Source organism: Agrococcus carbonis, from assembly GCF_900104705.1.
In the GTDB taxonomy this organism is placed as follows: domain Bacteria; phylum Actinomycetota; class Actinomycetes; order Actinomycetales; family Microbacteriaceae; genus Agrococcus; species Agrococcus carbonis.
Genome location: NZ_LT629734.1, coordinates 619,973 through 634,386, shown reverse-complemented (window position 1 = coordinate 634,386; position 14,414 = coordinate 619,973). Strand labels below are relative to the sequence as shown.

Sequence of the window (14,414 nt, the reverse complement as noted above, 5' to 3'; positions counted from 1 at the left end):
CGGGATGCACCTGCCGATGCCAGAGAGCGTCGCCCAGTGGCGGCACGCCACCCGGGGCGACCTCGGCGCGCAGACGAGCGCGCACGTGCACGGCGACCACACCGTGCTCGTGCACCGGTGGCCTCGCGCCGACGCGCCGACCGTCGTGCTCGTGCACGGCATCGGCATGGGGCAGCAGTACTTCGGGCTGCTGCGCACCGCCCTCTCGAGCCGCTTCGACGTCGTCGCGCTCGACCTGCCGGGCTTCGGGCCGTCGCCCGAGCCCACCTCGTCGCTCACGATGCCGAAGCTCGCCGACGTGGTGGCGGATGCGCTGCGGACGCTCGTGCCCACGCCCTGCATCGCGGTCGGGCACTCCATGGGGTCGCAGGTGGTCGCAGAGCTCGCGGTGCGCCACGCCGAGCTCGTCGATCGTGTCGTGCTGCTCGCGCCGACGGTCAACCCGGCCGAGCGCTCGGGCTGGCAGCAAGCGCTGCGGCTGCTGCAGGACCTCGCCAACGACCCCCCGATCGTCGCGCTGCTCGGCGCGCGCCTCTACCTGCAGGCAGGGCCGCGGTGGTACCTGCGGAAGCTGCGCACGATGCTCGACCACGACATCCGCCCCCTGCTGCCGCGCATCGCGCAGCCCGCGCTCGTGATCCGCGGCGAGGAGGACCGCGTCGCGCCGATGGGCTGGTGCGAGGCGGTCGCCGAGGCGCTGCCGGACGGCCGGCTGCGCATCGCGCCGGGTCGCGGCCACGAGGCGATGATCACCGGCGCCGAGCCCGTCGCCCGCATGATCGACGAGTTCGTGCCGTGAGCGCCGCGCTGCGGGTGGCCGGGGGCGCGGTGCGCGCATGAGCATCACGGCCCGCGAGGTGCGCGTCTGGGCGCGCGACTACGCCTTCGCCGCGCGCATGCACGTGCGCTCGACGCTCGACCCGCGGCCGCCGGCGCTGCGAGGGATGCCGGGCGCGCGCGTGCACGTCGTGCTCGTACCGGGGGTCGTGGAGCGCTGGCCGTTCATGGAGCCGCTCGCCCGCCGTCTCGTGCACGCGGGCCACGCGGTGCACTTCGTGCCGCAGCTCGGCCGCCACCTCATGCCGATCGCGGAGGCCGCGCACGTCGTGGGGGAGGCGGTCGACGCGGTCGCCGCTGCGCATCCGCACGCGCAGATCGTGCTCGTCGGCCACTCGAAGGGCGGCCTGGTCGGCAAGCGGCTGCTCGTCGACCGTGCGCAGCGCTCCGACCGGCCGCAGCCCGCGGGGCTCGTGGCGCTCGCGACGCCGTTCGCGGGCTCGAGCCGCGCGCGGCTGCTCCGGAACGCCGCGATCCGCGAGTTCGACCCGACCGACGAGCGGCTCCTCGCGCTCGCCGCCGAGCGCGGCGTCGACCTGCGCATCCGCGTGGTGCTCCCGGCCCTCGACCCGCACGTGCCCGGCAACCGGGTGCCCGAGGGGATGGGCGGCGTGCGGCTGCGCGCCGCGGGCCACTTCCGGCCGCTCGCGACGGCAGAGGCGGGCCGGGCGGTGCTCGCCGCGATCGACGGGTTCGCCCCCGAGCCCGAGCTCGATCGGGGCTGACGCTCAGCGGGCGCTGCGCAGCTGCACGACCACCGGGCGATGGTCGGAGCCCGCGTCGTCGAGCCCCGTGAGCACGCGGGCGGCGACCGGCGTCCAGTCGGGCGTCGCGAGCACGTGGTCGATTACCGGGCCGAGCCACGGCGGCGCCCACGTCGGCCACGTGCCCACGGCGCCGGCCCCGACCGCGGTCGCGGCGTCGCGGCACACGCCGAGGTCGCCGCCGTCTTCGCGCGTCGCCCACCAGTGGTCGAGGGTCGAGTTGAAGTCGCCCGCCATCACGACCGAGTCGCGGCCGTCGCACAGCCCCGCGACGAACTCGATGTCGGCTCGCCAGTTGCGCATCTGGTGCGGCACGGGCGCGACGGGATGCGTCGAGACGAGCACCGGCCCCTCGCCGTCGTCGGGCCGCGCGACGATCGTCGGCAGCGTGCGGGTGCCGCCGACCGTCGAGTCGGTCGTGTACTCGCCGAGGCGCGTGGAGATGAGCAGGGTCGTGTTGAGCGCCCCGTACTCCGGGTCGTAGTGCGTCGTGTGCACCCAGAACGGGTTGCCCCGCTCGCGCAGCCGCTCGGCGACCCCGACGCCGAGCGGCAGCGTCGTCTCGGCGAGCATCACCGCATCCGCCCCCGTCTCGTCGACCACGCGCGCGATCTCGTCGACGCCCGGCTCGTCGCCCGCGGTGTTCCAGGTGAGCACGACGAGGTCGTCGCCGTCGGCGGCGATCGTCTGCGACGCGTCGATGCCGCGCGAGAGGTGGATGCCGGTCGACGCGAGCGCGAAGGCCAGCAGCATCGCGACGACGCCGAGCACGAACGGCCGCACGCGCCGCCAGCCGACGAAGCACAGGAGCAGCAGCGCGAGCACGAGCGCGATGCCGACGACGCCGATCCGCAGCGACACCACCTGCGCGACGACGGGTGCCTGCTCGAGGCCGAAGCCCTGCGGCCACGCCGCGACCGCGAGGCACGCGGCGATCACGAGGGCGAGCAGCCAGCCGACGATCCCGAGCACCCGGCGATCGTAGGCGATGGGCCTGTGGCTCGGGCATGGGCGCGCGCGCGTAGGCTGGCGGCATGGAGCGAGCAGGTGCCGAGCCGCCCTCGGCGTACGACTGGACGAGCGCCGGGCCCGCCGACCTGCACGTGCACTCCCGCGAGTCCGACGGCACGGATGCGCCCGGCGACGTCGTGCGCGCCGCCGCCGCGGCCGGGCTGGGCGCGATCGCGCTGACCGACCACGACACCGTCGCCGGGTGGGCCGAGGCGACCGAGGCCGCCCACGAGTCGGGCGTGGCGCTCCTCCCGGGCGTCGAGTTCTCGTCGCAGATCGGGCCCGCGAGCGTGCACGTGCTCGGCTACCTCCTCGACCCCGAGGCCGAGAGCTTCATCGGCGAGCGCGAGCGCATCCGCGTCGAGCGCATCGGCCGCGCCGAGCGGATGGTGCACGCCATCGGCCGCGACTACCCCTTGACGTGGGAGCACATCGAGCAGCACTCGGCGCCGGGCGCGACGATCGGCCGCCCGCACATCGCCGACGCGCTCGTCTCGCTCGGGATCGTGCCCGATCGCACCGCCGCGTTCGAGGGGATCCTGCACTGGCAGGGCGGGTACTACCAGCCGCACGAGGCGCCGCCGCCCGAGGCGGCGATCGAGATCATCCGCGCGGCCGGCGGCGTCGCCGTGCTCGCGCATCCGGGGGCCCGCGGCCGGCCGGTGCTGCGGATGGGCGTGCTCGGCGACCTCGTCGCGGCCGGCCTTGACGGGGTCGAGGTGTGGCACCGCGACAACGGCGAGGCGGACCGGCAGCGGCTGCTCGACGAGGCCGAGCGCCACGGGCTGCTCGTCACCGGCTCGAGCGACTTCCACGGCGCCGGCAAGCCGAACCGGCTGGGGGAGCACACGACCGACCCTGAGGTGGTCGCCGAGATCGTGCGCCGCGCGACCGGCTGGGTCCCCGTGCTGCCCGCCTGAGCGCCCCAGCTCCCCGCGCGGAGCGGACACTCCCGCATGTGACCGGTCACTCCCGCGTGTGACCGGCCACTCCCGCGCGTGACCGGTCACTCCCGCGTGTGAGCGGTCACTCCCGCGTGTGAGCGGTCACTCCCGCGTGTGAGCGGTCACTCCCGCGCGTGACCGGTCACTCCCGCGTGTGAGCGGTCACTTCCGCGTGTGAGTGGTCACTTCCGCGTGTGAGTGGTCACGGTCGCGGACGCGATGTGGGGCGAGCTGCGCGGGAGCATGGCCGCGACGCTCGGGGCGGAGTGACCCGAGCGCTGAAATCCGAGCCCGACCGCTCGGGCGCTGAGTTGACCGCTCGGGCGCCGAGTTGACCGCTCAGACGCGCGCCCGTGCTGTTCGGGCGCGGCTGACCGCTCGGCGGCTGCCGCCTCCGCGCGGGATGCCGAACGGCCGCCCCGCGCGTGCGGAGCGGCCGTCCCAGGCTTGTGGGTGCGGCGCGCGTCAGGCCCGCGGGGCCTGCGCGGCACCGGCAGCGCCCCCGGCTCCGCCGCCGCCCGAGCGGCGACGGCGACGGCGTCGCGGCGCCGCGTTGCCGTCGTGGTGCTCGGCGCCGCCGCCGTCGTGCGTGCCGCGGCCCTCGGCGCGGCCCTCGCTGCCGGCCTCGGCCGGGGCCGACGCATCCGCCGGACCCTGGCCCTCGCCGCCCGAGCGGCCTCGGCCGCCGCGGCGGCGCCTGCGCGGCCGCTCGCCCTCGGGGCGCTCGACGCCGGCGCGCTCCTCGCGGGGGCCGCGCGAGCCGCCGTCGCGCGAGCCGCGCGCGACACCCTCGCGCTTGGCCTCCTTGTGGGGCGGCGTCGGCTGCAGGCGGCCCTTGGCGCCCTCGGGGATGCCGAGGTCGGTGTAGAGGTGCGGGCTCGACGAGTAGGTCTCGACCGGCTCGGGCCTGCCGAACTCGAGCGCGCGGTCGATGAGCGCCCACTTGTGCAGGTCGTCCCAGTCGACGAACGTGACCGCGATGCCCGTGCGACCCGCCCGGCCGGTGCGGCCCACGCGGTGAAGGTACGCCTTCTCGTCCTCGGGGATCGTGTGGTTGATGACGTGCGTGACGTCGTCGACGTCGATGCCGCGCGCGGCGACGTCCGTCGCGATCAGCACGTCCTTCTTGCCCGCCTTGAACTGCGCCATCGCGCGCTCGCGCGCCTCCTGGCTCATGTCGCCGTGCACGGCCGCGGCCGCGAAGCCGCGGTCGACGAGCTCCTCGGTGAGGCGCGACGCGGCGCGCTTCGTGCGGGTGAAGACGACCGTCTTGCCACGGCCCTCCGCCTGCAGGATGCGCGAGACGACCTCGTCCTTGTCGAGCGCGTGCGCCCGGTAGACGATGTGCTGGATGTTGGCCTGCGCGATGGTCTCGTCGACGTCGGTCGCGCGGATGTGCAGCGGGCGCGACATGAAGCGGCGCGCGAGCGCGACGATCGCGCCCGGCATGGTCGCCGAGAACAGCATCGTGTGCCGCACGGCGGGCACCTTCGAGAAGAGCTTCTCGACGTCGGGCAGGAAGCCGAGGTCGAGCATCCGGTCGGCCTCGTCGAGCACCATCTCCTTGACGTTGGACAGGTCGAGGATGCGCTGCTGCACGAGGTCGAGGAGCCGCCCGGGCGTGCCCACGACGATCTGCGCGCCGGCCTTGAGCTGGTCGATCTGGCCCTCGTAGGCCTTGCCGCCGTAGATCGAGACGACGGTCGTGGGGCGGTTGGAGGTGATGAGCTCCATGTCCTCCGTCACCTGCACCGCGAGCTCGCGCGTGGGGACGACGATGAGCGCCTGCACGCCGTGCTCGGGCTCGGCGCCGAGGCGCTGCGCGAGGGGCAGCCCGAAGGCGAAGGTCTTGCCGGTGCCGGTCTTGGCCTGGCCGATGATGTCCTGCCCCGACAGCGCGAGCGGGATCGTCTGCTGCTGGATCGGGAAGGGGTCGAGGATGCCGCGGTCGGCGAGGGCCTGGACCATGTCGGCGTCGATGGAGAGGTCGTGGAAAGTCAAAGGAATGTTCCGCCTGTTCTTCTGCTCAGGCAAGCGTACCGGCGGCATGCGCCGGGCGCCTCCGCACCGCCCCTAGACTCCTGCACTGTGGTGAAGTGGTTCGACCGGACGCCCCGCGACGTGACGCGGCAGCTCCTGCGGCAGCATCGGGTGCCGGTCGTCGGCGACCGCGTGCTGCTCTCGGACGTGCGGCCGGCGCTCGTGCCCTTCGTCGGCCAGGCGCTCGGGCTTGAGCTCGAGCTCGTCGCGAAGGCGGGCCGGGCGCTCGAGCAGGCGCCGTCGCTCGAGGCGCGCGCGGCGCTCGCAGAGGTCGTTCGGATCCACGCCACCCGTGCCGGCAGCTTCGCGCACGTGCTCGAGAGCGAGGACACCACCGTCGGCGACGCGATGCGCCCGTTCGCCGACTCGACGAGCCAGTTCGCCCGCGCGATCGAGGGCGCCGACTGGTACGAGCAGCTGCTCGCGCTGCACGTCGTCTCCGGGCTGCTCGAGGACTTCTTCATCGCGATCGCGCCGGGGCTGCCGGAGGACGACCAGGACGTCATGCTGCGCGCGCTGCGCAGCGAGAGCGCGCACGGGCACCTCGTGCGGCTGCTCCGCGTCGCGATCGAGGGGACGCCGCGGCTCTCGGACCGCATGGCGGTGTGGGGGCGCAGGCTCGTGGGCGACACGCTGCTGCAGATGTACCTCGCCGTGAACGGACCCGACGAGACCGGTCGCGCGGTGCCGAGCCAGAAGCGGCTCGAGCCGGCGTTCAACGACATCGTCGCCTCGCACACCCGCCGGATGGACGAGCTGGGGCTGACGGCCTGAGCGTCGGCCCCGCGGGCCTCAGCCGCGACGCGCGGTGAGCTCGGCGAGGTAGCGGCCGTCGGCGCGCACGCGTCGTGCGGGGAGCACCTTGGGGATCGCGATCGAGACGACGAGCGCCGCGAGCAGGCTGCCGACCCACAGCCAGCCGTTGTCGGCCGTCGCGCCGAGGAGCGCGCCGACGATCCAGACGACGCCTGCGGCGGCGGCGCCGGCGAGCGGGTTGAGGAAGAGCCCGACCCACTCGCGGCCCGGCAGCAGGTAGCGCGCGAGCAGCCCGATCGCCGCGCCCATCACCATGGGCACGAGCACGAGGATCGGGAGCATCAGGCGACGAAGCCGATCTTGCGCGTCGACTCGCTGCCGATCTCGACGTAGGCGATGCTCGCGCTCGGCACGATGTAGCGGCGGCCCTTGGCGTCGTCGAGCGCGAGGTGCGCGGCGCCGAACGCCGCGAGCACGGCGTCCTCGACCTCCTTGGCGGTCTGCGCCGAGTCGAACGCGATCTCGCGAGCCGAGTCCTTGATGCCGATGCGGATGTCCATGCTCCTGAGGATAGGCGATCGGATGCGGGGGTCCGGCCGCGTCCGCGACCGGCGAACGCCGCGCCGCCGCGGCGATGTCGGCGGCCGTCGATACCGTGGCGCTGTGGCTCCCGAATCCGCTCTGCTCGACCGCACCGCGACCCTGGACGCGTCCCAGGCCGCGGTGCTCGCGCTGCCCGCCGACGCCTCCGCCATCGTGCTCGGCGTCGCCGGCTCCGGGAAGACGACGACGCTCGTCGAGCTCGCCGCCGAGCGGCTCGCTGCGGGGCTCGACCCCGCCGGCCTGCTCGTCGTCGCCGGGTCGCGGCAGGCCGCGACGGCGCTCCGCGACCGCCTCGCCCGTCGCATCCCCATCGCGACGCCGGGGCCGCTCGCGCGATCGATGCCGTCGTTCGCGCACGCGCTGCTCACCGCGGCGGCGCTCGCCGACGAGCGGCCGGTGCCGCAGCTGCTCTCGGGCGCCGAGCAGGATCGCATCATCGCGGCGATGCTCGCGGGCCACGTCGACGACCAGGCGGCCGGTGTCGCCTCCGGGCCCGCGTGGCCCGAGCACCTGCACGCCGAGGTGCGCGAGCAGGCGGGCTTCCGTGCCGAGCTGCGCGAGCTGCTCGCGGCGGTGCAGGAGCGGGGCATGGATGCGTCGGCGCTCGCCGCGCTCGCCGCCGAGCGCGGGGTGCCCGAATGGGCCGCGGCCGCGGCGTTCTTCGACGAGTTCGAGCGGCTCCAGCGGCTCGAGCGGCGCGGGGCGGAGGCCATGACGGCCGCGTCGCTGCTGCGTCGGGCGGCGAGCGCGATCGACAGCACCGCCGTGCGGCTGCCGAGCCTCGTGCTCGTCGACGACGCGCAGGAGCTCACCGAGGGCGCGGTCGTCGTGCTCGAGGCGCTGCGGCGTCGCGGCGCGAGCGTCGTCGCGTTCGGCGACCCCGACACGACGACGGGCGGCTTCCGCGGCGCCGATCCGGCCCTTCTCGCGGCGCTGCCGGCGCGGTTGGGCTTCGCGGGCGAGCCGGGGCACCGCATCGAGCTCGCGGTCGACCACCGCCACGGCGAGCGGCTGCGCGCCCTCATCGAGCGCGCCGCGCAGGGGATCGGCGCGGCGGGCGCCGCGACCCACCGGCGGGCGGCGGCGCGCGCAGGGGGCGGCGACGACGTCGTCGAGCTGCACGTGGCGCAGTCCCTCGACGAGCAGGCCCGGCGCATCGCACGGCTCATCCACGAGCGTCGCGCCGCGGGGGTGGCCTTCGACGACATCGCGGTCATCGCCCGCACGGGGCGCGCCGCCTCCGAGCTCGGCTCGCTGCTCTCGGCGCTCGAGGTGCCGGTCGCCGCGGGCGGGCCGACGCGGCTGCGCGACACCGAGGTGGTCGAGGCGCTCGTGAGCGTGCTCGCGGTGGCGACGGGTCGGCGCGAGCTCGACGCGCAGCTCGCCGAGCAGCTGCTGCGCAGCGACCTGCTCGGGCTCGACGCGCTCGCGGTCCGCCGGCTCAAGCGCGCGCTGCGGCACCGGATCGTCGCCCGAGGCGAGGCCGTGCACGTCGCGGGCGCCGAGCTCGTGCGCGCGGCGCTCCACGACCCCGAGCAGCTCGAGGGCCTCACGACGGCGCGGCAGGGCGCTGCGGCCGCCCGTCGCCTCGTGCGCATGCTCGCCGACGCGAGCGCGCTGCTGACGGGCGACGACCCGGCGAGCGCCGACCGCGTGCTGTGGGCGGTGTGGAGCGCCGCGGGCGTCGCCGACGCGTGGCGGCGCACGGCGCTCGGCGGCCCGGGGGTCGAGCGCGCGCTCGCCAACCGCCGGCTCGACGCGGTGGTCGCGCTCTTCGACCAGGTCGCGCGCCTCATCGAGCGCCGTCCCGACGCCGACACCGGAGCGTTCGTCGACGCCTGGCTCGCCTCGAGCGTCGACGACGACTCGCTCGCCGCGCGGGCCGAGGGGGCGCGCGTCGCGATCGGCACGCCCGGGCAGTTCGTCGGCCGCGAGCTCGACACCGTGGTCGTCGCCGGGCTCCAGGACGGCGTGTGGCCCAACCTGCGACCGCGCGGCTCGCTGCTCGGCGCCAACCGGCTCGACGGGGCGCCGACGGAGGATGCGAGGGCGGGCGTGCTGCACGACGAGCTGCGCACGTTCGTCAAGACGATCGCGACAGCGCGCGGTGCGGTGCTGCTCACCGCGGTCGAGAGCGACGACGAGCAGCCCTCGCCGTTCGTGCTCGGCATCCCGAAGGAGCCCGTGCCGGGCGCCGACGACAGCTGGCACTCCCTGCGCTCGCTCGTCGCGAGCCTGCGCCGTCGCGTGACCGAAGGCCGGCCGGGCGCCGACGCCGCCGCGTCCGCCCTGCGGCGGCTCGCCGACGCCGGCGCGCCCGGCGCCGACCCCGCGGAGTGGGCGGGGCTCGCCCCGATCACCACGAGCGAGCGGCTCGACGCGGCCGAGCAGGTGCGCGTGAGCCCATCGGCGCTCCAGGGGCTCGTCGAGTGCGAGCTCTCGTGGGTCGTGCAGCGGCTCGCGGGCGGCACCTCCAACCGCGCCGCGGCGCTCGGCACCATCGTGCACGACGCCGTCGAGCACGTCGACGCGACCGACGCCGCGGCGATCGAGGCTGCCGTCGACGCCCGGTTCGCCGAGCTCGACCATCCCTCCGCGTGGGAGGCCGCGCAGCAGCGCGACGAGGTCGGGCCGATGGCCGCGGCCCTCGCCGGCTACTTCCAGGTGCTGCGAGGCTCCGGCTGGCGGATCGAGCGCGACGAGCGCGAGGCGCGCTTCGAGGTCGAGGTCGGCGGGGCGGTGCTCTCTGGCGCGATCGACTGGATCGAGCACGGCCCCGCCGGCGAGGTGCGCATCGTCGACCTCAAGACCGGCAGGCGGGTGCCGAAGGCGGTGCCCGGCCTCGGCAACCTGCAGTTGCGCGCCTACCAGCTCGCGGTCGCGCTCGGCGGCGTCGAGGGCATCGAGACGGGCGCGCACACGACCGCGCGCCTCGTGATGCCGAAGCTCGCCCGGAAGGAGAAGACGGTCGACTCCGAGCCTTTCGACGACGTCGCGGAGGCGTTCCACGACCACTTGCGCACGGCGATCGAGGTGATGGGCGGCGCCGTCTTCACCGCCCGCCCCGAGCTGCACTGCAGCGACGACTACAGCTTCGGCCAGTGCGCCATCCACGTCATCCCGGAGGTCACCGAGTGATCAGCGCCATCGAGATCACCGAGGCGATCGCCGAGGTGCGGGGCCGTGCGCCGCAGCGGCCGACCGACGAGCAGATCGAGGTCATCCAGGCTCCCGAGGCGCCGACGCTCGTCGTCGCGGGCGCCGGCAGCGGCAAGACCCACACGATGGCGCAGCGCGTGCTGTGGCTCGTGGCCAACGGCAGGGTCGCGCCCGACGAGGTGCTCGGCCTCACCTTCACCCGCAAGGCGGCGCGCGAGCTCGCCGACCGCCTCTCGGCCGAGCTGCGCGCGCTCGCCGAGGCAGGTCTCGTCGACGCCGAGGTCGCCGCGACGAGGCGGCCTGTCGTCCAGACCTACAACTCGTTCGCGAGCTCGCTGTTCCGCGAGTGGGCGCTCCTCATCGGGCGCGACCCGGAGTCGGAGGTGCTGACCGATCCGGCGGCATTCCTGCTCGCGCTGCGGGTCGCGCGCGAGTCCGACGACCTGCGCCTCGCGTCGCTCGGGCGCGCGGAGACGGTCGCCGACCGGGTCGTGCAGCTCGCCGGCACCCTCGGCGACCACCGGATCTCGACCGACCGGCTGCGTCGCGGCGCCTTCCCGGCCCGGCTGCGCGCGCTGCAGGCGCTCCCGACGGCCGACGAGCCCAAGCTGTTCAAGGCGGCGCACGCGAAGGCGATCGCGCAGGACGTCGAGCGGGTCGGCGGCCTCGACCCGCTCGCCGACCTCGTCGACGCGTTCGACGAGGCGAAGCGCCGCCGCGGCGCCGTGCAGTTCAGCGACCAGGTGCGGCTCGCGCTCGACGCGATCGATGCGCACTCGGGCGCCGTCGACGAGCTGCGCGCGCGGCATCGCGCCGTGCTGCTCGACGAGTTCCAGGACACCTCGGTCCTGCAGCTGCAGCTCATCCACGCGCTCTTCGACGGCACACCCGTCATGGCCGTCGGCGACCCCAACCAGGCCATCTACGGGTTCCGCGGCGCGAGCGCCGGCACGCTCGCGCTCTTCGCGCAGCGCTTCCGCGTCGAGCGCACGCTCACGCTCTCGACGAGCTGGCGCAACGACGTCGACGTGCTGCGCCTCGCGCACGGGGTCGCGAGCCGGCTGCCTGAGCAGCCCGGGGTGCCGGTGAAGCGGCTCGAGCCGCGCGCGGGCGCCGGCGCGGGCGACGTCGCGGTGCGCCACCTGTCGACGATCGAGGACGAGTCCCGGGAGCTCGCCGCGTGGCTGCGCTCCCACGGGGCCGGCGTCGCGGGCTCCGAGACGACCGCCGCGGTGCTCGTGCGCTCCCACTCGCAGGGGGTCGAGCTCACCCGGGCGCTGCGGGCCGAGGGCATCCGCGTGTTCCGCTCCGGCGGCGGCGGGCTGCTCGACGAGCCCGAGGTCGTCGACCTCGTCGCGGCACTGCGGGTGCTCGGCCGGCCGGAGGAGGGCTCGAGCCTCGTGCGGCTGCTCGCGGGCAGCCGCTGGCGCGTCGGGGTCGCCGACATCGCCGCCCTCCAGCGGCACGCGTCGATGCTCGCGAAGGCTGGCCTGAGCAGCGAGCAGCGCACCGCCGATCGCGGCGCGATCGCCGTCGAGGCGCACGTGTCGATCGTCGATGCGCTCGACGCGCTCGTCGACTCGCCGCGGCTCGAGGGCGCGACGGAGCAGGGACTCGCACGGATGCGCGACGCCGGCGCGCTGCTGCGCGAGCTGCGGCGCCGCGCGGGCATGCCGCTCGCCGAGCTCGTGCGCAGCGTCGAGCAGGCGCTCCGGCTCGACATCGAGGTCGCGGCGAAGCGCCATCACGCCCACGGCGCGCTCGACGCGTTCGCGCGCGAGGTGCAGGCGTTCGCGGCCGCCGACGAGCGCGGCTCGCTCGAGGCGTTCCTCGGCTACCTCGACGTGCTCGCGGCCGGCCGCGGCCCCGACGTGCCCGAGCCGGAGCCCGAGCCCGGCTGGGTGCAGGTGCTCACGATGCACGCCTCGAAGGGCCTCGAGTGGGATGTCGTCGCGATCCCGCGGCTCGCGGCCGCGAAGGAGGACGATCAGCCGCTCGGGTGGCTGACGCACGCGACGCTGCCGTACCCGCTGCGGGGCGATGCGGCGCTGCTGCCGCGGCTCGAGCTCGACGGCCACGCGACCCAGCACGAGTACGCGCTCGCGCGCGAGCGGTTCCTCGAGGCGCTGTGGGACCACTACCAGTCGGAGGAGGATCGGCTCGCGTACGTCGGCGTCACGCGCGCCCGCCGCGCGCTGTGGCTCTCCGGCGCGCAGTGGTACGGCCGGGCGCGCACGCCCGCGAAGCCGAAGCGCCTCCTCGAGCTCGCGGCCGCGTCGCTCGACGTCGAGCTGCTGCCGCTGCCCGAGCGCGGCGCGGAGAACCCGCTCGGCGACCGCAGCCCGACGCTCGCGTGGCCCGTCGACCCGCTCGGGCCGAGGCGCCCCGCGGTCGAGGCGGCCGCGGCGCGCGTCGCGGCGGCCGACCCGGCCGCGCCCACGCCGTGGGACGACGCGATCGCGCTGCTGCTCGCCGACCGCCGCGCGGCCGCCCTGAGCCTGCCGAGCCGCATCGCGGCATCCGGCTTCAAGGACTGGGCGGCCGACCCGGTCGCCGTCGCCCGGCAGATCGCGCGACCGATGCCGCAGCAGCCCTTCGCCGCGACGACGCTCGGCACGCTCTTCCACGGCTGGGTCGAGCGCCGCGACGGCGCCATCGGCCTCGGCGACGCGGTCGACGACGAGGCGCTCGACACCGACCTCGTCGGCATCGACGCCGAGCGGCTCGAGCGGCTGAAGCAGACCTTCCTCGCATCGCCCTACGGCGCGAGGCGGCCAGCCGAGACCGAGCTCGAGATCCACCTGCCGCTCGCCGGCACGACCGTAGTGTGCAAGATCGACGCGGTCTACCGCGACGGCGACCGCGCGACGGTGGTCGACTGGAAGACCGGCCGCCTCCCCTCGGGCGAGGCCGACCTCGAGGCGCGCCAGCTGCAGCTCGCGCTGTACCGCGCCGCGTACGCCGCCCACGCCGGGCTCGACCCCGAGCAGGTCGACGCCGAGCTGTACTTCGTCGAGCACGACCGCATCATCCGGCCCGAGCGCATCGAGTCGCTCGCCGAGCTCGAGGCGCGCTGGCTCCGCGCGCAGCGGGCCGTCGCCGAGGCGTCAGCGGTCGGCTGAGCCGCCGACGCCGTCGGTCGAGCCCGCTGCGCGGTCGTCGGGCTCGCGCAGCGGCTCGACCACCTCGGTCTCGGCCTCCGACGACGGCGATGGCGCGCGCGACCCCTGCACGCCCGGCAGGGTCGCCTCCGGCGACGCGGCCTCCGCTTCGCCGAGGTACTCCTGCACGCCGGTCAGGTCCATGGTCTCGAGCCGTGCCGGCGCGATCGCGGCACCCGCGTCGTGGTCGACGCGCGCGACGAGCCCCGCGAGCATCCCCTTGGCGTCCTCGACGATCGCCGCGTCGCCGCGGTCGACGCCGTGCAGCAGCCACCGTGCGATGTCGAGCTCGGCGTGCAGCATCGCGCGCTGGCGCACATGGCGGTCGCCGATGCCGCGCGCCGCGGCGTGCGCGTCGAAGGCGAGGTCGACGCTGCCGAACTCGCTCGAGCCGAGCAGGAAGGCGAGGTCGCGGGCCGGGTCGCCGATCGAGAGGGCGTGCCACCCGTCCACGCCGACGACCGCGCTGCCCTCGATGCGGAACGCCGGGGCCTGCAGGTCGCCGTGCACGAGGGTGGGCTTGAACTGCCAGAGGCGATCCTCGCCGAGCGCGGACTCCCAGCGCTGGAGCAGCGTCGCCGGCACCGAGCCCGTCGCGGCGGCGCGGTCGAAGACGTCGAGGAGCGTGCCGCGCAGCGTCGGCGCGCTCTGGTGCGGCAGGCCCGCATCCGCCGCGACCGAGGTCGGCAGCTCGTGGATCGCGGCGATCGCGCGGCCGACGCTCTCGGCGAGCCCGAGGCGCGCGGGCGAGATGTCGGCGAGGCGCATCGTCGCACCGCCGAGCCGCGTGAGCACGAACAGCCGCGAGCGGCCGGCGTCGGCGGTGCCGAGCAGCGTCGGCACCTCGAACGGCAGCCGCGAGCGGGTCGCGAGCGTGAGCGCGCCGAGCGCGGCGGCGTGCTCCTGCGCCGTGCGCAGCGCAGCGACGGAGCGGGGGAGCACCACCTGCACCGTCTCGCCGTCGGCGAGCTGCGCAGCCACGACCGAGCGGTGCTCGTCGGAGCCGTCCTCCGTCGCGCCGACGACGTCGAGCCCGGGCACGGCGGTGGTGGCGAGCGCGGCTAGAGTGAAGGGGTTCGTGCTCATGGATGCCAGGCTAGGCCGACCTCTCCCGACGGGGGCGGCGCCACGCGACGGAG

11 protein-coding genes are annotated in these 14,414 nt (G+C 75.6%); 6 read left to right on the top strand and 5 right to left on the bottom strand.

Features of this window, described 5'->3' with window-relative positions:
- The first annotated feature begins 4 nt into the window (after positions 1 to 4).
- Positions 5 to 799: an alpha/beta fold hydrolase gene (locus BLT67_RS03080; protein ID WP_092665671.1), complete on the top strand. Its 795-nt coding sequence runs from the start codon at positions 5 to 7 to the stop codon at positions 797 to 799.
- Positions 800 to 836: 37 nt separating this feature from the next.
- On the top strand, positions 837 to 1,562 hold the full coding sequence (locus BLT67_RS03075) for an esterase/lipase family protein (protein WP_092665670.1): 726 nt from the start codon (positions 837 to 839) through the stop codon (positions 1,560 to 1,562).
- Positions 1,563 to 1,565: 3 nt separating this feature from the next.
- Here the strand turns inward: BLT67_RS03075 and BLT67_RS03070 are convergent, their stop codons facing one another.
- Positions 1,566 to 2,573, bottom strand: coding sequence for an endonuclease/exonuclease/phosphatase family protein (locus BLT67_RS03070; protein WP_092665669.1), 1,008 nt, complete (start codon positions 2,571 to 2,573; stop codon positions 1,566 to 1,568).
- 62 nt (positions 2,574 to 2,635) lie between these two features.
- Between BLT67_RS03070 and BLT67_RS03065 the strand changes: the two genes are divergently transcribed.
- Entirely contained in the window at positions 2,636 to 3,532 is an 897-nt protein-coding gene (locus BLT67_RS03065) for a PHP domain-containing protein (protein WP_092665668.1), read from the top strand.
- Positions 3,533 to 4,021: 489 nt separating this feature from the next.
- Here BLT67_RS03065 and BLT67_RS03060 read toward each other — a convergent pair whose 3' ends face one another.
- Positions 4,022 to 5,524, bottom strand: a complete 1,503-nt coding sequence (locus BLT67_RS03060; protein WP_407922518.1) for a DEAD/DEAH box helicase — start codon at positions 5,522 to 5,524, stop codon at positions 4,022 to 4,024.
- A gap of 123 nt (positions 5,525 to 5,647) precedes the next feature.
- Here BLT67_RS03060 and BLT67_RS03055 point away from each other — a divergent pair, with 123 nt between their 5' ends.
- A complete protein-coding gene (locus BLT67_RS03055; protein ID WP_157674130.1) occupies positions 5,648 to 6,370 on the top strand; it encodes a ferritin-like fold-containing protein in 723 nt (240 codons plus the stop codon).
- Between the two features lie 18 nt (positions 6,371 to 6,388).
- On the opposite strand, the gene BLT67_RS03050 is transcribed toward BLT67_RS03055, so the two are convergent.
- Positions 6,389 to 6,694: a hypothetical protein gene (locus BLT67_RS03050; protein WP_092665665.1), complete on the bottom strand. Its 306-nt coding sequence runs from the start codon at positions 6,692 to 6,694 to the stop codon at positions 6,389 to 6,391.
- Positions 6,694 to 6,912: a DUF3107 domain-containing protein gene (locus tag BLT67_RS13320; protein WP_157674128.1), complete on the bottom strand. Its 219-nt coding sequence runs from the start codon at positions 6,910 to 6,912 to the stop codon at positions 6,694 to 6,696. The genes BLT67_RS03050 and BLT67_RS13320 overlap by 1 nt, the downstream gene beginning before the upstream one ends.
- Positions 6,913 to 7,015: 103 nt before the next feature.
- On the opposite strand from BLT67_RS13320, the gene BLT67_RS03045 reads away from it, so the two are divergent.
- Both BLT67_RS03045 and BLT67_RS03040 read left to right on the top strand, forming a co-directional pair.
- On the top strand, positions 7,016 to 10,093 hold the full coding sequence (locus BLT67_RS03045) for a UrvD/REP family ATP-dependent DNA helicase (RefSeq protein ID WP_172801970.1): 3,078 nt from the start codon (positions 7,016 to 7,018) through the stop codon (positions 10,091 to 10,093).
- Positions 10,090 to 13,236: an ATP-dependent DNA helicase gene (locus BLT67_RS03040; RefSeq protein ID WP_172801969.1), complete on the top strand. Its 3,147-nt coding sequence runs from the start codon at positions 10,090 to 10,092 to the stop codon at positions 13,234 to 13,236. The genes BLT67_RS03045 and BLT67_RS03040 overlap by 4 nt, the downstream gene beginning before the upstream one ends.
- Here the strand turns inward: BLT67_RS03040 and BLT67_RS03035 are convergent.
- Entirely contained in the window at positions 13,222 to 14,361 is a 1,140-nt protein-coding gene (locus BLT67_RS03035; protein WP_172801968.1) for a phosphotransferase, read from the bottom strand. The genes BLT67_RS03040 and BLT67_RS03035 overlap by 15 nt on opposite strands.
- Positions 14,362 to 14,414 lie beyond the last annotated feature (53 nt).